The organism is Brevundimonas fontaquae (assembly GCF_017086445.1).
Classification (GTDB): domain Bacteria; phylum Pseudomonadota; class Alphaproteobacteria; order Caulobacterales; family Caulobacteraceae; genus Brevundimonas; species Brevundimonas fontaquae.
The window spans coordinates 183210-200833 of sequence record NZ_CP070968.1 but is presented as its reverse complement, the minus strand read 5'-3'; the positions used below and the strand labels follow the sequence as shown (position 1 = coordinate 200833).

The window sequence follows — 17624 nt, the reverse complement described above, 5'->3', positions numbered from 1 at the left end:
GGTAGGTTCCGTGAAAATCATTGAACGCTGAATAAAAGCGTCCATCGGGCTGGAAACGACAAAGGGGTCTAGGATCATGAACCGTCATGTGAAGTGCGCGCTGCTGGCCGGCGCGGCGTGGGGCGTGCTTGCGGGGGCCACGGTTGCCCAGGACGCGGAGGCCGCAGCTCAGGCGGCGAACGCCGACCAGAGCGCGGCGACCGTCGACGACATCGTCGTCACCGCCCGCCGCCGCGACGAGCAGTTGAAGGATGTGCCGATCGCCGTGTCCGCCCTCAGCGCCGAGCGTCTGGAACAGACGGGCGCCGTCAACATCACCGCGCTCCAGCAGCAGACGCCGAACGCCACGGTCCAGATCGCACGCGGCTCCAACTCCACCCTGATCAGCTTCATCCGCGGCGTTGGCCAGCAAGATCCGCTGTGGGGCTTCGAGCCGGGGGTCGGCCTCTATGTCGACGACGTCTACGTCGCCCGTCCGCAGGGGGCCGTGCTGGACATCTTCGACATCTCGCGCATCGAAGTGCTGCGCGGACCGCAAGGCACCCTCTACGGTCGCAACACCATTGGCGGCGCGATTAAATACGTCACGAAACGTCTGGGCCAGGATCCCAGCCTGACCACACGCGCTGAGGTCGGCGCCTATAACGAGCACAACTTCCTGCTGTCGGGTTCGGTCCCGGTCGGCCAGACCTTCGCCATCGGCGGTGCGGTCGCCACCTATAACCACGACGGCTACGGAAAGAATCTGAACACCGGTCAGGACCAGTACGACAAGGACGTCACCGCCTATCGCGCCAGCGCGGAATGGACGCCAAACGACAACCTGTTCTTCCGCCTGGCCTGGGACCGGGTCGAGGACGACTCCAGCCCCCGCCACGGCCACCGTGAGGTCACCTCGACCGACGGCCTGTGGCGTGCGCCAGCCGGCAAATATGATACCTACGCCGGCATCACCGGCGAGCAGAAGGTCGTGACGGAGGGCGTGGCCCTGACCGGCGAATACCGGGTCAACGACATGCTGACCCTGAAGTCGATCTCGGCTTATCGTTCGGGCGACACCGCCACCATCATCGACTTCGACCAGACGCCGAACCCGACCCTGGATGTGCCGGCTATCTACGCCGACCACCAGTTCAGCCAGGAGTTCCAGGCCCTCTTCACCGGCGAGCGCTGGTCCGGCGTGGCCGGCGTCTATTATCTGGACGGCACGTCGTCAGGCGTCTTCGACACCATCGCCGGCAACCTGGGTCTGTCGATTGCGGCGGCGGGATCGGTGGACACCAAGTCCTTCTCGATCTTCGGCGACTTCAGCTACGACCTGACCGATCGCCTGCACCTGTCGCTGGGCGGCCGTTACACCCGCGACGACAAAGACGCCGCCGTCCTGCGCCAGTTCTATCTCGGCGCCACCCGCAGCCCGCTGACCGGCGGCACGCCGCGCGCCGTCTTTGCGACCCGCACCAACTATACCGCCTCGGACACCTTCGAGAAGTTCACGCCGCGCGCCAGCATCTCGTATGATTTCAGCGACGAGATGACCGGCTACGCCTCGGTCAGCCAAGGCTTCAAGTCGGGCGGCTGGGACATGCGCGGCGACGCCGCCTTGGTGCCCCAGACGGTCAACGGCTATCAGCCCGAGACGGTCACCACCTATGAAGTCGGCCTGAAGGGCTCGGCCTTCGACCGCCGCATGAACTTCGCCTCGGCGATCTTCTATTCGGACTACAAGGACCAGCAGATCACGACCCAGCAGGTGGCCACGCCGCCCGCCGTCGGCATCGCCTCGGTCGTCGACAACGCCGGCGCCTCAACCATCTATGGCTTCGAGCTGGAAGGGTCGGCCTATCTGACCAGCGACATCACCGCCAACTTCTCGGTCGGTTATCTGAAGAATGAGTTCGACGAGTTCATCACCCGCATCACGGGCACGCCCGTCGATATCTCGAACACGCGCGAGCCGCAGAACTCGCCGGAATGGTCGGCCTACTACGGCATGACCTGGCGCGGCGACATCCTGGGCGGCGAAATCCGCGTCACCCCGTCGCTGTCCTACCGTTCGGACTATCACCTGTTCGACACGCCCGATCCCATCCTGGATCAGAAGGGCTACGTCCTGGCTGACGCCAGCGTGGTCTGGACGGCGCCGAGCAGGCGGTGGGAGGTCGGCCTGTTCGGTCGCAACCTGACCGACGTCCGCTACAAGGTCGGCGGCTACAGCTTCCCGGGCGCGACCTACAACAACTCGATCAGCGCCTTCTATGGTCCGCCGACTACCTATTCGGCGCGCCTGACTTACCGCTTCTGATCCACATCCATAACGCCTGACGACGAGGGGCGGCGGTCTCCGGGCCGCCGCCCTTTTTCGCTTCATGGGGCCTATTTTGCACAGGCCGGACTTGCGGCTAGGCTCGCCGCAACGAACAACAAGACGCCGAGGGGAAACGCCGATGACGACGGAGACGCTGACGGTCCAGGAGGCGCGGCCCGAGCGGCCTGAGCGGCCTGAGCGGCCTGGCTACCGCTACTATGTGCTGGCGGTCCTGATCCTGATCTACATGCTGAACTTTCTGGATCGCCAGATCATCGGCATCCTGGCCGCGCCGTTGAAGGAAGAGTTCGGCATGTCCGACAGCCAGTTCGGGCTGTTGGGCGGCATCGCCTTCGCCTCGGTCTATTCGACACTGGCCATTCCCCTGGCCTGGCTGGCGGACCGGTTCAGCCGGGTCTGGATCATGACCGGCGCCCTGGCTGTCTGGTCGGGCTTCACCGCCCTGTGCGGCATGGCCGGGTCGTTCGGCCAGCTGTTCCTGTGCCGGATGGGCGTGGGCATCGGCGAGGCGGGCGGCGTGGCTCCGGCCTATTCGCTGATCGCCGACTATTTCCCACCGCATCAGCGCGCGCGGGCCATGGCGGCCTTCGCCTTCGGGATTCCTCTGGGAATGGCGGCGGGCACCCTGGTCGGCGGCCTGCTGGCGGCGACGTACGGCTGGCGCACCGCCTTCATCGTGGTCGGCCTGCTGGGCGTGCTGGTCGCGCCCCTGCTGCGTCTGACGGTGCGTGATCCCAGGCGCGGCGGAACCGACGCTATCAAGACCGAGGCTCAGGTCGCCGCCCTGGCGGCCGCGCCGGTCGGCACGGACCGGGCCGGCAAGATCGCCGCCCAGATCATGCTGGGTCTCGGCGCCGGTCTGCTGATCCTCGGCGCCTTGAGCTGGCTGATGGGCATGTCGCTGGGCAATCCGCTGGTGCTCGCTTTCGGCGGCCTGCTGGCGGTGGTGATCGGCATATCGCTGATGATCGCGCGGCGCACCGCCTCGGTGGTGATCAAGAAGCCCAGCTTCTGGCTGCTGGGCCTGGGCGCCGCCTCGTCGTCGGTGTGCGGCTATGGCGTGGCGGGCTGGCTGCCGCTGTTCTTCATGCGCAGCTTCGACCTGACCCTGAAACAGACCAGCATCTATTATTCCGGCATCGCCCTGATCGGCGGCATCCTGGGCATCTGGCTGGGCGGCATGATCGCCGACAAGCTGTCCAAGAAGGGCAAGGGCGCCTATCCGCTGACGCCCGCCATCGCCTTCCTGATCTCGGCGCCGTGCTTCATCCTGGCGATGAACTCGCCCTGGCTGATCGGCCTGGTTCTGCCCGGCGGCGGCAGCCACGTTCAGCAGTTGACCCTGGCCTTCTTGATCTTCCTGTTGCCGACCGGATTGAACCTGGCCTGGCTGGGTCCGATCACGGCGGCGGTCCAGCATCTGGTGCCCGCGGCCATGCGCTCGACGGCCTCCGCCCTGTTCCTGTTGCTGAACAATCTGCTCGGGATCGCGGTCGGCTTCTACTATTTCGGCTGGATGAGCGACCTGCTGGCCCCGCGCTTCGGAGAGGAAAGCCTGCGCTGGGCCATCTATACCGGCATGGGCTTCTATGTGCTGGCCGCGATCCTGCTGATCGGGGCGTCGCGCACCCTCAAGAAGGACTGGGTCGACTAAAGGGGGGCTGTGGACGGTTGCACCTGCGAAGGGGTGGGGCCTATAAGCCCCGCAACTCTCCCAGCAGCGGTTGCGACGGTCCCCCATGAACATTCACGAATATCAGGCCAAGCAGGTCCTCAAAGGCTTCGGCGCCCCGGTCGCCGAGGGCGTCGCGGTGACGTCGGTCGATCAGGTCGAGGCGGCCGCCAAGTCGCTGCCCGGCCCGCTCTATGTCGTGAAGTCGCAAATCCACGCCGGCGGCCGCGGCAAGGGCAAGTTCAAGGAACTGCCGGCCGACGCCAAGGGCGGCGTTCGCCTGGCCTTCTCGGTCGAGGAAGCCGTCGCCCACGCCAAGGAAATGCTGGGCAACACCCTGGTCACCGCCCAGACGGGCGACGCCGGCAAGCAGGTCAACCGCCTCTACATCGAGGACGGCGCTGACATCGAGCGTGAACTGTACTGCTCGCTGCTGGTCGACCGCGCCTATGGCCGCATCGCCTTCGTCGTCTCGACCGAAGGCGGCATGGATATCGAAACCGTCGCCCACGACACGCCCGAGAAGATCCAGAACATCGTCATCGACCCGAGCGCAGGCGTGACCGACGCCGACGTCGCCGCCATCACCGCCGCCTACGGCCTGACGGGCGCTGCGGCCGAAGACGCCAAGTCGCTGTTCCCCGCCCTGTACAAGGCCTTCGTCGAGAAGGACATGGACATGCTGGAGGTGAACCCCCTGATCGTGATGAAGGACGGCCATCTGCGTGTTCTGGACGCCAAGGTCAGCTTCGACGGCAACGCCCTGTTCCGCCACGACGACATCAAGGAACTCCGCGACGAAACCGAAGAAGACGCCAAGGAGATCGAAGCGTCCAAATGGGACCTCGCCTACGTCTCGCTGGACGGCAACATCGGCTGCATGGTCAATGGCGCAGGGCTCGCCATGGCGACGATGGACATCATCAAGCTGTACGGCAAGGAGCCAGCCAACTTCTGCGACGTCGGCGGCGGCGCCGGCAAGGAGAAGGTCGCGGCGGCCTTCAAGATCATCACCGCCGATCCGAACGTCCAGGGCATCCTGGTCAACATCTTCGGCGGCATCATGAAGTGCGACGTCATCGCCGAGGGCGTGGTCGCCGCGGTGAAGGAAGTCGGTCTGAAGGTGCCGCTGGTGGTGCGTCTGGAAGGCACCAACGCCGAGCTGGGCAAGAAAATCCTGAACGAGTCGGGCCTGACCATCCAGGCCGCCGACGACCTCGACGACGCCGCCCAGAAGATCGTCGCTGCGGTCGGCTGACCTGCCGATAGCCGGCGGCCGGGTCTGGAGACGATGACACGCTTCGACGTCGTCGCCATGGCCCTGGCCCCGGAACGGCATATCGGCGTCTTCGTCGATCATTACCGGGCGAGGGGCGCCCAGCGTGTGCGGGTCTATTTCGACGGACCCGCTTGCGCCGCCCCTCACCCGAAGGCCGTCGGCTTGTCAGACGACGAGCTGACCCTGTGCGACGACGCCTTCTGGGCGACGCGCGGCGGTCGTCCCGCCTCGGTGGAGGCCCGCCAGCGCATCGTCTACGCCGACGCCTATCGCGACCTGAAGGCCGACTGGCTGGTGGTCGTGGATATCGACGAGCTGATCTTCGGGCCGATCGATCTGGCCGCTGCGCTTCAGGCCGTGCCCGCCGGGCGCGATCTGGCCATCTTTCCCACGGTCGAGGCGGTGTGGCGCGCCGGCGACGACCTGAACCGCGAATACGGCGCCGTCCTGGCGCGCAAATCCTACAGCGGGCCAGGCTGGTCCGAGCTTGGCCATCTGCTCTACCCGGGCGCGGGGGCCTTTTTCGTGAGGGGTCTGCTGGGCCACCACATGGGCAAATATGCGCTGCGGCGCGGACTGGACTGCGCCACCCCCTGCATCCACGAAGCCAAGCGGAACGAGTTTCCGCTGAAGGCCGCACGACCGCGCGATCCGCGCACTGGCCGGCCCGTGCGGCTGCTGCACTACGACGCCATCAGTCTGGACGCCTGGCGGGCCAAGTGGGATCGGCGCCTGGCCGCAGGCGACACGGTCGAGATCGGGCGTCGCCGCCGTCGTCAGCAGGCGACCTATGCCGCCTCGCGCGACACCGGCGGAGAGCGCGCCTTGTTCGCCAGACTCTACAGCCTGAACCGCCTGCAGGAGGCGGTCCTGCGCGGGCTGGGCCTGCTGGTGGACATCCCGCGCGATCCAAGGTCGGTTCGCGACTGACTTGCCCGCCAGCGCTCCACGGCCTATGTGCTCCACATAACCCGTGTAAGCCCCCCCCGCTCGCAAGCATGACCCGCAACATCACCCTCGCCATCGACGACGCCCTGCTCGACAAGGTGCGGGTGCTGGCCGCCATGAAGCGGACGACCGTCAACGAGGCGGTGCGCGGCTTTCTGACTCAGTGGGTCCAGCAGGAAACGTCCAAGGATGAGGCGCGTGAAGCGCTGCTGAAATTGATCGATGAATCCAAGGGGCGAATGGGCGACTGGCGGCCTGGGAAGCGCGACGAAATCTATAGCGGGGATCGTCGTTTTGATCGCGAATTCTGAGGTCTTTCTCGACACCAACATCCTGCTTTACGCCGCCCTTGGCCAGGACCACGCCGGTCATCGCTGGGGTCGCGCGCGCGAGATTGCTCTGAGCGAGGACTATTGCACCTCGGCGCAGGTGCTGGCTGAATTCTACAACGTCGCCACACGCAAGGGCGCACCGCCGCTGACGCCAGACGAGGCGCGCGAATGGATCCGCGTGATCGCCCTGAAGCCGTGCCAGCCCGTGACGCCTGACGTGGTCTTGGCGGGCATCGACCATGCCCGCCGCTACCAACTGTCCTACTGGAATGGGGCGATCATCGCGGCCGCCGAAAAGATCGGCGCGCGCGTCCTCTATTCCGAAGACCTCGGTCACGGCCAGACCTATGGGTCGGTCCGCGTCGAAAACCCTTTCCTTCCCGCCTAACCCAACCAGCGAGACCTCATGTCCATTCTCGTCGACAAGAACACCAAGATCATCGTCCAGGGCCTGACCGGCAAGACCGGCGGCTTCCACACCGAACAGGCCCTGGCCTATCACGGCACCCAGATGGTCGCCGGCGTGCATCCCTCCAAGGGCGGCACGAACTGGACCGGATCGCACGGTGAGAGCCTGCCGATCTACGCCTCGGTCGCCGAAGCCCGTGACGCCACGGGCGCCGACGCCTCGGTGATCTACGTCCCGCCGTCGGGCGCGGCCGCTGCGATCATCGAAGCCATCGACGCCGAAATCCCCTTCATCACCTGCATCACCGAGGGCATCCCGGTGATGGACATGGTCAAGGTCAAGCGTCGTCTGGAAGGCTCCAAGTCGCGCCTGCTGGGCCCGAACTGCCCCGGCATCCTGACGCCGGACGAGTGCAAGATCGGCATCATGCCGGGCAACATCTTCAAGAAGGGCTCGGTCGGCATCGTGTCGCGTTCGGGCACCCTGACCTATGAAGCCGTGTTCCAGACCACCAATGAAGGCCTGGGCCAGACCACGGCCGTCGGCATCGGCGGCGACCCGGTCAAGGGCACCGAGTTCATCGACGTGCTGGAGCTGTTCCTGGCCGACGAGGAAACCACCTCGATCATCATGATCGGCGAAATCGGCGGCGGCGCGGAAGAAGACGCCGCCCAGTTCCTGATCGACGAAGCCAAGAAGGGCCGCAAGAAGCCGATGGCCGGTTTCATCGCGGGCCGTACCGCTCCGAAGGGCCGCACCATGGGCCACGCCGGCGCGGTCGTCTCGGGCGGCAAGGGCGATGCGGAATCCAAGATCGCGGCGATGGAAGCCGCCGGCATCCGCATGTCGGAATCGCCCGCGCGCCTCGGCAAGACCCTGGTCGAAGTGCTGAAGGGCTGATGCTCTCCGCCTGATCGTTTTCGGCATCAAAAATGCCGTGTGACGCATCGATGGACGCCCTCGGCTCAGGCCGGGGGCGTTTTTTCTTGGGCCTGCGACCAATTTCCTACCAAATTGCCCCGTTTCGGTCATGACCCGTCAGGAAACGACGCCTATATGACGGGCGCGCCCCTCACGGAGATGTGTCCGTCGGGGCCCAGGGATTGCGAAACGATGGCGGACGATGCCGGTCGGCTGAACCAGGTCTTTGCCGAGACCTCATTCCTCTACGGGTCCAATGCGGCCTACGTCGAGGAGCTTCAGGAGAAGTGGGCGAAAGACCCCGGCTCCGTTTCCGCCGAATGGAAAGCCTTCTTCGACCAGCTGCGCGACAACGCCGCCCTGGTGACCGCTTCGGCCGGCGCCGGCAGCTGGGGCCGCGGCGTGGCGACCGAGCCGACGGAGGAGACCGGCGTCTTCGACGGCCGTTGGCCGGCTCCAAAGCCTGATCCCAAAAAACCTGGCGCTGCGCCGGCTGCTGCGCCCAAGGCCGCGTCCGCCGACGTCTCGGCCGATGCGATCCGCGCCGCCGCCCACGATTCCATCCGCGCCCTGATGCTGATCCGCAGCTATCGCGTTCGGGGCCACCTGCAGGCCAAGTTGGACCCGCTGGGCATCGAACAGCCGGTCGAGAACCCCGAGCTGACGCCGGAATTCTACGGCTTCACCGGCGCCGATCTGGACCGCCCGATCTTTCTGGACGGCGTCCTGGGTCTTCAGACCGGCACGATCCGCGAAGTGCTGGACATCCTGAAGCGCACCTACTGCGGCACGGTCGGCATCCAATTCATGCACATCGCTGAGCCGGAAGAGAAATCCTGGCTGCAGCAGCGGTTCGAGGGCGCTGACAAGTTCGAGCAGAACGCCTTCTCCAAGGAAGGCAAGCTGGCCATCCTGTCCAAGCTGGTCGAGGCCGAAGGCTTCGAACGCTTCCTGCACAAGCGCTTCCCCGGCACCAAGCGTTTCGGTCTGGACGGCGGCGAGGCCATGGTCCCGGCGCTGGAGCAGGTCATCAAGCGCGGCGGTTCGCTGGGCGTCGACGAGGTCGTGCTGGGCATGGCCCACCGCGGCCGCCTGAACGTGCTCGCCGCCGTGATGGGCAAGCCCTACAAGGTCATCTTCCACGAGTTCCAGGGCGGCTCGGCCGTGCCAAGCGACATCGAGGGCTCGGGCGACGTCAAATATCACATGGGCGCCTCGTCGAACCGCGAGTTCGACGGCAACCACGTCCACCTCTCGCTGACCGCCAACCCGTCCCACCTCGAGATCGTCAACCCGGTCGTGCTGGGCAAGGCGCGCGCCAAACAGGCGTTCGACATTCGCGAGGCCAACGAGGGCGTGCCCGAGGGGCAGTGGGCGCTGGATCGTTCCAAGGTCGTGCCGCTGCTGATCCACGGCGACGCCGCCTTCGCCGGCCAGGGCGTGGTCGCGGAATGCTTCGCCCTGATGGGACTGAAGGGCTACCGCACCGGCGGCACGCTGCACTTCGTCGTCAATAACCAGATCGGCTTCACCACCAGCCCGCGCAACTCGCGCTCGTCGCCCTATCCGTCGGATGTGGCTCTGATGGTCCAGGCGCCGATCTTCCACGTGAACGGCGACGACCCCGAAGCGGTCGTCTTCGCGTCCAAGGTGGCCACCGAATACCGCCAGAAGTTCCACAAGGACGTGGTGGTGGACATGTTCTGCTACCGCCGCTTCGGCCACAACGAAGGCGACGATCCCACTTTCACCCAGCCGCTGATGTATTCGAAGATCCGCGCTCAGCCTTCGACCCGCGAACTGTATTCGCAGCGTCTGGTGGCCGAAGGCGTGATCAGCCAGGCCGAGGTGGACGCCGAGGTCGAGCGGTTCGAGAAATTCCTCGACGAGCAATTCGAGGCCGGCAAGACCTGGTCCGCCGAAAAGGCCGACTGGCTGGACGGCCAGTGGCAGGGCTTCCAGTCGCCCAAGGACGAGCTGCGCGGCGACACCGCCGTGCCGCTGGCCAAGCTGACCGACCTGGGCCACCGCCTGACCACGATCCCCAACAGCGTCGACATGCACAAGACGCTGAAGCGCGTCATCGACGGTCGCCGCGAAGCCATCACCTCGGGCCAGGGCCTGGACTGGGCCACGGCCGAAAGCCTGGCCTTCGCCAGCCTGGTCGATGAAGGTTTCCCGATCCGTCTGTCGGGTCAGGATTCGGTGCGCGGCACCTTCTCGCAGCGTCACTCTGGCATCATCGATCAGACGACCGAAGAGCGCTACATCCCGCTGAACAACCTGCGCGAAGGCCAGGCCAATTTCGAAGTCATCGACTCGGCCCTGTCTGAAGAGGCGGTGCTGGGCTTCGAGTACGGCTACTCGCTGGCCGACCCCAATACGCTGGTCATGTGGGAGGCCCAGTTCGGCGACTTCGTGAACGGCGCCCAGGTGGTGATCGACCAGTTCATCTCTTCGGGCGAACGCAAATGGCTGCGCATGAGCGGCCTGACCATGCTGCTGCCGCACGGCTATGAAGGCCAGGGACCCGAACACTCCTCGGCCCGTCTGGAGCGCTTCCTGCAACAGTGCGCCGAAGACAATATGCAGGTCGCCAACTGCACCACCCCGGCCAACTACTTCCACATCCTGCGTCGCCAGATGCACCGGCCGTTCCGCAAGCCGCTGATCCTGATGACGCCCAAGTCGCTGCTGCGTCACAAGAAGGCGGTCTCGTCCATGGCGGACCTGGCGGAGGGCTCGGCCTTCCACCGCGTCCTGCACGACGACGCCCAGACGCGGCCCGAGATCGCCGGCATCACGATCAAGGCGGACAAGGACATCCGACGCGTCATCCTGTGCTCGGGCAAGGTCTATTACGACCTGCTGGACGCGCGCGAGAAGAAGGCCAAGGACGGCCAGGCCGTGGACGACGTCTACATCCTGCGTCTGGAGCAGTTCTATCCGTGGCCGATCCAGTCGCTGCGCAAGGAACTGGCGCGCTTCCCCAACGCCGAACTGGTCTGGTGCCAGGAAGAGCCGAAGAACATGGGTGGCTGGACCTTCGTGGATCCGTGGCTGGAGTTGACGCTGGACAAGCTGGACGTGAAGGCCAAGCGCGCCCGCTACGTCGGCCGTCCCGGCTCGGCCTCGACCGCCGCTGGTCTGATGAGCCGGCACCTGAAGGAACTGGAAGCCTTCACCACCGAAGCCTTCGCCTGATACACGTATAAAAGACCGACCTAGAGACGAGCTGGACCTGACATGGCCGACATCCTGACCCCCGCCCTCGGTGAATCCGTCACCGAAGCCACCATCGCCAAATGGACCAAGAAGGTCGGCGATCCGGTCAAGAAGGACGAGCTGCTGGTCGAGCTGGAAACCGACAAGGTCTCGCTGGAAGTCGTCTCGCCCGCCGACGGCGTGCTGGGCGAGATCAAGGCGGCCGAGGGCGAAAACGTCGTGCCCGGCACGGTCCTGGGTTCGGTGACGGAAGGCGCGTCGGCCGCCGCCGCTCCGGCCGCTGCGCCCGCCAAGGCCGCCAAGGCCGAGACCAAGGCGGCGCCTGCCGCCGCCGCTCCGGCCGCTGCCGCCGCGATCGAGATCACCGTGCCGGTCATGGGCGAGAGCGTCGCCGAAGGCTCAATGGGCAAGTGGGTCAAGAAGAACGGCGATACCGTCAAGAAGGACGAACTGCTGGTCGAGATCGAGACCGACAAGGTCGCGGTCGAGGTTTCGGCCCCCGCTGACGGCGTCCTGACCATCGCCGCCGATAAAGGCGCGACCGTCACCCCCGGCCAGAAGATCGGCTCGATCTCGGGTTCCGGCTCGGCCGCTGCGCCGGCTGCTGCTCATGCCCCTGCCGCCGCTCCGGCCAACACCGGATCGGCCCAGGTTTCGGGTTCCAAGAACGAGACCCTATCGCCCGCCGTCCAGCGCGTGGTCGGCGAAAACAATCTGGACCCCAAGGCCATCGCCGCCACGGGCCCGAAGGGCAACATCACCAAGGCCGACGCCATCGCCGCCATCGGCCAGGCCGCTCCGGCTGCGCCCGCCGCCGCCGCTGCGCCGGCCGCCCCGCGCGCCGACCAGCCGCGCGAGGAGCGGGTGAAGATGACGCGCCTGCGTCAGACCATCGCCCGTCGCCTGAAGGAATCGCAGAACACGGCCGCCCAGCTGACCACCTTCAACGAGGTGGACATGACCAACGTCATGGCCCTGCGCGCCCAGTACAAGGACGTGTTCGAAAAGCGCCACGGCGTGAAGCTGGGCTTCATGTCCTTCTTCACCAAGGCCGTCGTCGCGGCCCTGCATGAGATCCCGGCCGTCAACGCCGAGATCGACGGCACGGACATCATCTACAAGAACCACTACGACGTCGGCGTCGCCGTCGGCACGGACAAGGGTCTGGTGGTTCCGGTCCTGCGCGACGCCGACACCCTGTCGCTCGCAGGCATCGAAAAGGGCATCGGCGCCCTGGGCAAGGCCGCGCGTGACGGCTCGCTGACCATGGATCAGATGCAGGGCGGCACCTTCACCATCACCAATGGCGGCACCTATGGCTCGCTGATGTCGACGCCGATCCTGAATGCGCCGCAGTCGGGCATCCTGGGCATGCACAACATCGTCCAGCGCCCGATGGCCATCAACGGCGAGGTCAAGATCCGCCCGATGATGTACCTGGCCCTCAGCTACGATCACCGCATCGTGGACGGCAAGGAAGCCGTGACCTTCCTGGTCCGGGTCAAGGAACTGCTGGAAGATCCGGCGCGGGCCCTGCTGGACCTCTGATTTCCTGGAAGGCGGCGATGATCTCGCCGCCTTTTTCTTTGCTGCGAGGCGCGACCATGCTGACCCTCTACACCGCGACCGGATCCTGCAGCCGGGCCAGCCATATCGCGCTGGAAGAGTCCGGGCTTGCCTATGAGGTTCGTCTGGTCGACTTCGCCAAGGCCGAGCAACGCGAGCCGACCTATCTGGCGATCAATCCCAAGGGGCGCGTTCCTGCGCTCGCGACCGATCAGGGCGTCCTGACCGAAAGCCCGGCCATTCTGGCGCACATCGCCGCCCTGTCGCCGCCCGGCCTGTTGGCGCCGACCGATCCCTTCGCCTTTGCGCGGATGCAGGCGTTCAACCTCTATCTGGCCACCACCGTCCACGTCGCCCACGCCCACGGTCGCCGCGCCGCGCGCTGGAGCGACGATGCCGCCGCTCAGGCGTCGATGGCGGCCAAGGTCACGCAGAACATGCGCGACGGCTTCGCCCTGATCGAGGCGGACCTGACTGGCGAATGGGCGATGGGCGACGCCTATACGGTCGCGGACCCCTATCTGTTCACCTTCGCCGGCTGGCTGGAAAGCGACGGCGTGGACATCGCCGAGTTCCCTCGCGTCCAGGCGCATTTCGAGCGCATGAAGGCGCGTCCGGTGGTCCAGCGCGCCCTGGCCGCCAAAGCTTAGCGGGCGCGCTCGCAGACCAACGGTTGTGTCTAATTTGCGCCGGTCGTTAACGATCCGAATCGGCGTCGCATTTTCCCTGATTACAACCGCCGAAAATGGCGCCTTATTTCGGACATGGAGTGGGCGGCGCGCGCAATCGGGGTATTCTACGTCTTGGGCGGACTGATGCTTTTGTATCAGGCTTTGCTCAACTGGCGTCTGCAACGGGCCCTGTCCGGCGTCATCGCCGTTCCCGCAGACGATCGGATCGCAGACGGGGTGATCGCCCTGGGCGGCGTAGTGGTGCTGATGTCGGGCGTGGCGCTGGCGGCGCTCAGCGCCTGGGCCGTGGTCGCGTTCCTCGCCGGTTGGGCGATCCAGGCCGCCTATCTGCTGTGGGTCAACCGCGCCGATCTCGACAGCCCGCTGGCCAGCGGCCGGTTGAAGTCGGTGCATGCCTTCGCCGCCTACACGGCCGTCACCGGCGTGGTGCTGTGGTTGCCGCTGACCGGCGTCCTGGGATGATCAGCCGAACTCGGCTTCCAGGTCGGCCAGACGCGCCGCCTGGTCCTCGGCGATCAGGGCGTTCAGCAGCGGATCGATATCGCCTTCCATGATCTGGGGCAGGCTGTGCAGGGTCAGGTTGATGCGGTGATCGCTGACGCGCCCTTGCGGATAGTTGTAGGTGCGGATCCGTTCCGACCGGTCGCCCGACCCGACCTGCGACTTGCGGCTGTCCGAGCGGGCCAGATCCTTGGCCTGGCGCTGCATGTCGTACAGGCGCACGCGCAGGTTCTTCATCGCCTTGTCGCGATTGACGTGCTGGGACTTCTCCGACGACGTCACCATGATGCCGGTGGGCAGGTGGGTGATGCGCACGGCGGAATCGGTCGTATTGACGTGCTGACCGCCCGAACCTGACGCGCGGAAGGTGTCGATGCGGATGTCCTTGTCGTGGATTTCGATCTCCACGTCCTCGACCTCGGGCAGGACCGCCACCGTCGCCGCGGAGGTGTGGATGCGCCCCTGCGACTCGGTCGTCGGCACGCGCTGCACCCGATGAACGCCGCTCTCGAACTTCAGCCGGCCGAACACGCCTTCGCCCGTCACCGTGGCGATGATTTCCTTATAGCCGCCGGCGTCGCCCTCGGTCGCCGAATCCAGCTCGATCCGCCAGCCGCGCGTGGAGGCGTAGCGCGAATACATGCGGAACAGGTCGCCAGCGAACAGGGCCGCCTCGTCCCCGCCGGTGCCGGCGCGCACTTCCAGTACGGCCGAGGCGTTCTCGTCGGCGTCGCGCGGGGCCAGCAGCAGGGCGACCTCGCGTTCCAGATCGGGCAGCCTGTCGGTCAGCGCCCGCAGCTCCTCCTCGGCCATCGCCGCCATTTCCGGATCGGCCGTCATGGCCTCCAGATCCGCCATTTCGGCGCGCGCCCGGGCCAGGCCCTGAACCGCATCGACGACGGGCTTCAGCTCGGCGTGCTCCTTGGACAGCCGCACGATCTCGGCGCCGTCGGTCGCCGAACCCATGCGCGCCTCCACCTCGTGGAAACGGTCGAGCACCTGATCGAGACGGGCCTGGGGCAGTCGCAAGAGGGAAATGTCCTGAGAAAAAGCGGAGCGCCGTCCTTACCCGCCGGGGGGCGTCGTGTCGATTGCAAGCCGTGTCGGGCGTGGGCCAGCGCCGGCGCCGCGCTTGTGATCGGCGATGACAACCGGGTCACGATGGCGTCAGTCGCGGTGACGCGAGCCGTTCGAACCCTTAGTTGAGGCCGACCAGCCGTCAGGAGGACGCCATGTTCGATCGCCCGCCCCCGTCGCAGCCGGACGCCGCCGAGGTCGCCGAAAGCGTCGATCGCCTGTGCCGCCTGTACGACAGCCGTCTGGCCGAGACCGGCGGCGACCTGTCGCCCGAAGACGCCCGCGAACTGAAGGCCATGGCCGCCATCTATGATCTGGACACCGACCGCCCCTCGACCGAGGTCTGGCGCGACCTTCGCGCCGTCGTCACGCGTCAGGCGCCGCTTGACGCCACGGCGCCGGCCGAGGTCGAGGCCCTGACCCTGCTGGTGGTCGAGGACGATCCCGACGCCGCCGCCTCCCTGACCGAACTGCTGACCGAGGCGGGCCACAATGTCGTCGGCCCGTTCCACAGCGCCGCCGCCGCCGAGGCCGCCGCTGCGCTGCACAGCATCGATGCGGCCCTGCTGGACATCAATCTGTCGGGCGAGATGACCGGGGTGGAACTGGCCCGCGTCCTGACCGACCGCTGGGCCGTGCGGGTCATCTTCATTTCCGGCGATGTGGCCGCCGCAGCGAAGAATGCGGACATGGCCGAGGCCCTGGTGCTGAAACCCTATAACGGCGCGCAGATTCTGGAGGCGGTGGCGCGGCTCGCCTGAGGATCGGATCGAGCTCCCCACAGCTTGCGTCTGGGGCTCAGGCGGGCGATCACGGATCATGCTGTCGAACCGGTCCCGCTACGCCCTGCGCGCCATGGTGCATCTGGCCAGTCTGCCGGACGGCGGCCCCGCGACCATCGCCGAGATCGCCGAGGCGGCGGCGGCTCCGCGAAAGTTCCTAGAGGCCATCCTGCTTGATCTGCGTCGTCAGGGTTTGCTGGCTTCGAAGCGGGGCAGGGCGGGCGGCTATGCGCTGGGCGCGCCCGCCGACGCCATCAGCTTCGCCGACGTCATCCGCGCGCTGGAAGGCCCGCTGGCCCTCGCGCCTTGCGCCTCGCGCACCGCCTACGGCCCGTGCGAGACCTGCCCGGATGTCAAGACCTGTCCGTTGCAGCCCGTGCTTCAGGACGGTCGCGACGCGATCGCCGCCGTCTTCGAGGCGCGAACTCTTCTGCAAGCCGCCGTCAATTCTTCTCCTATTGACCGACTAGGGAGATAGCCCGCACCGTTCGCCTCCTATTGCAGAGGACGCCATGCAAGATTTCCTGCTCTTCCTCGCCGTCGGTTTTCTGGCCCAGATCGTGGATGGGGCGCTGGGCATGGCCTATGGCGTGATTTCCTCGACCGTCCTGCTGTCGTTCGGCGTGCCGCCCGCGACGGCGTCGGCCAGCGTCCACGCCGCCGAGGTCTTCACCACGGCGGCGTCGGCCGGGTCCCATACGGTCAATAAGAATGTGAACTGGAAACTGTTCGTGCCGCTGGCGCTCGGCGGCGTCGTCGGCGGCGGGCTCGGCGCCTTTGTCCTGACCAGCATCGACGGGGATCTGCTGAAGCCTTTCATCACCACCTATCTGGCCATCATGGGCGTCGTGATCATCTGGCGCGCCACGCGTCAGACACGTGAGCGGATCTTCCCGCGCAAGTTCGCCGGCCCTCTGGGTCTGGTCGGCGGCTTCTTCGACGCCATCGGCGGCGGCGGCTGGGGACCCACGGTCACCACCACCCTGGTCGGCACGGGCCAGGATCCGCGCGTCTCGATCGGCACCACCAATACGGCGGAGTTCTTCGTCACCTCCGCCATCTCCGCGACCTTCCTCGTCGCCCTGCTGACGGGACACTGGCAAGAGGCGGAGGGCTTCTCCACCCACGCCATGGCCGTGCTGGGCCTGATCATCGGCGGCCTGATCGCCGCCCCCTTCGCCGGCGTCATCGCCCGCATCGCCCCGCGCCGCGCCCTGACCTACGGCGTCGGCGCTGTGGTGCTCCTGTCCGCCGGCTATCAGGCCTTGCGGCTGTTCAAGGTGATCTGAAACGAAAAACGGCGGCGGGCTCGCACCCGCCGCCGTCTCACGTTCAATCGCGGGTCTTCGGCTACTGACCGCCCGGCGCGCCGGTGGTCGGGGCCGGAGTGCGGGCCGCCGCCGCCTCTTCAGCCGGCGTGCGCAGGGTGACGACCAAAGGATTGGGCTTCAGGTCGTTCATGGCGCCGGACGTGGCGTCGATGGCCCCGCCGATGATGCCGCCGACCAGAATGTTGCCGGCCATGGCCGTTCCGCCGGCGCCGGAAATGCTGCTGGTGATCTCGTGCGTCTGCGAGACATAGCCTTCCTTGGCGACCGTGATGCGGAAACCGTCCTTGCGCGGCATGCGGAAGGTGCAAGGCGTCGCCTGGCATTCAAAGCCGTTCGACGTGCTGACCTGAGCGCCGGGCGGCGTGCTTTCGACGGTGAACTGCTGGCTGGAGCCGCGCGTGACGGTTGCGCAGGCAGGCAGCGAAAGCGCTACGCCGGCAAGCGCGAGTAGACGCACGCCAAGGCGTGCGGCGTTTTTGGAAATCATGGGCCCCTCAGTGGATTAACGGGACGGCCCCCCGGCCGAACCTGACGCACAGGTCGCACGCAGACCCGCGGCC

The 17624-nt window shown here is 66.5% G+C and carries 16 protein-coding genes; 14 read left to right on the top strand and 2 right to left on the bottom strand.

What is annotated here, in order from left to right; genetic code table 11:
* Positions 1-76 precede the first annotated feature (76 nt).
* The 11 genes from JX001_RS00970 (at position 77) to JX001_RS00920 (ending at position 13835) form a co-directional block, all read left to right on the top strand.
* Positions 77-2305 (top strand): TonB-dependent receptor, encoded by a 2229-nt coding sequence (locus tag JX001_RS00970; protein WP_205681935.1) that lies wholly within the window; start codon positions 77-79, stop codon positions 2303-2305.
* Positions 2306-2447: 142 nt separating this feature from the next.
* Positions 2448-3983 (top strand): spinster family MFS transporter, encoded by a 1536-nt coding sequence (locus tag JX001_RS00965; RefSeq protein WP_205681934.1) that lies wholly within the window; start codon positions 2448-2450, stop codon positions 3981-3983.
* 85 nt (positions 3984-4068) lie between these two features.
* Complete coding sequence (gene sucC, locus JX001_RS00960) at positions 4069-5259, top strand: ADP-forming succinate--CoA ligase subunit beta (RefSeq protein ID WP_017506562.1); 1191 nt, start codon at positions 4069-4071, stop codon at positions 5257-5259.
* Positions 5260-5292: 33 nt separating this feature from the next.
* Entirely contained in the window at positions 5293-6210 is a 918-nt protein-coding gene (locus JX001_RS00955) for a hypothetical protein (RefSeq protein ID WP_205681933.1), read from the top strand.
* A 68-nt stretch (positions 6211-6278) separates the two neighbouring features.
* Positions 6279-6539 carry a hypothetical protein gene (locus tag JX001_RS00950; protein ID WP_017506564.1) on the top strand — a complete coding sequence of 87 codons (261 nt, stop codon included), beginning with the start codon at positions 6279-6281 and terminating at the stop codon, positions 6537-6539.
* Entirely contained in the window at positions 6523-6948 is a 426-nt protein-coding gene (locus JX001_RS00945) for a PIN domain-containing protein (protein WP_205681932.1), read from the top strand. The genes JX001_RS00950 and JX001_RS00945 overlap by 17 nt, the downstream gene beginning before the upstream one ends.
* Positions 6949-6966: 18 nt before the next feature.
* On the top strand, positions 6967-7869 hold the full coding sequence (sucD, locus tag JX001_RS00940) for a succinate--CoA ligase subunit alpha (RefSeq protein ID WP_017506566.1): 903 nt from the start codon (positions 6967-6969) through the stop codon (positions 7867-7869).
* Positions 7870-8082: 213 nt separating this feature from the next.
* Complete coding sequence (locus JX001_RS00935) at positions 8083-11094, top strand: 2-oxoglutarate dehydrogenase E1 component (RefSeq protein WP_205681931.1); 3012 nt, start codon at positions 8083-8085, stop codon at positions 11092-11094.
* Positions 11095-11136: 42 nt separating this feature from the next.
* On the top strand, positions 11137-12663 hold the full coding sequence (odhB, locus tag JX001_RS00930; RefSeq protein WP_205681930.1) for a 2-oxoglutarate dehydrogenase complex dihydrolipoyllysine-residue succinyltransferase: 1527 nt from the start codon (positions 11137-11139) through the stop codon (positions 12661-12663).
* Positions 12664-12680: 17 nt separating this feature from the next.
* Entirely contained in the window at positions 12681-13331 is a 651-nt protein-coding gene (locus tag JX001_RS00925) for a glutathione S-transferase family protein (RefSeq protein WP_241004698.1), read from the top strand.
* A 165-nt stretch (positions 13332-13496) separates the two neighbouring features.
* On the top strand, positions 13497-13835 hold the full coding sequence (locus JX001_RS00920; RefSeq protein WP_205681929.1) for a hypothetical protein: 339 nt from the start codon (positions 13497-13499) through the stop codon (positions 13833-13835).
* Here the strand turns inward: JX001_RS00920 and prfA are convergent, their stop codons facing one another.
* Positions 13836-14903 carry a peptide chain release factor 1 gene (gene prfA / locus JX001_RS00915; protein ID WP_165114443.1) on the bottom strand — a complete coding sequence of 356 codons (1068 nt, stop codon included), beginning with the start codon at positions 14901-14903 and terminating at the stop codon, positions 13836-13838.
* Between the two features lie 203 nt (positions 14904-15106).
* Between prfA and JX001_RS00910 the strand changes: the two genes are divergently transcribed.
* Genes JX001_RS00910 through JX001_RS00900 form a run of 3 tightly spaced genes read left to right on the top strand, consistent with a single transcriptional unit; the run spans position 15107 to position 17022 of the window.
* On the top strand, positions 15107-15712 hold the full coding sequence (locus tag JX001_RS00910; RefSeq protein WP_205681928.1) for a response regulator: 606 nt from the start codon (positions 15107-15109) through the stop codon (positions 15710-15712).
* Positions 15713-15770: 58 nt separating this feature from the next.
* A complete protein-coding gene (locus tag JX001_RS00905; protein WP_205681927.1) occupies positions 15771-16211 on the top strand; it encodes an RrF2 family transcriptional regulator in 441 nt (146 codons plus the stop codon).
* Positions 16212-16245: 34 nt separating this feature from the next.
* Complete coding sequence (locus tag JX001_RS00900) at positions 16246-17022, top strand: sulfite exporter TauE/SafE family protein (RefSeq protein WP_112862877.1); 777 nt, start codon at positions 16246-16248, stop codon at positions 17020-17022.
* Positions 17023-17083: 61 nt separating this feature from the next.
* On the opposite strand, the gene JX001_RS00895 is transcribed toward JX001_RS00900, so the two are convergent.
* Positions 17084-17551, bottom strand: coding sequence for a PEGA domain-containing protein (locus JX001_RS00895; protein WP_205681926.1), 468 nt, complete (start codon positions 17549-17551; stop codon positions 17084-17086).
* Between the last annotated feature and the right edge of the window lie 73 nt (positions 17552-17624).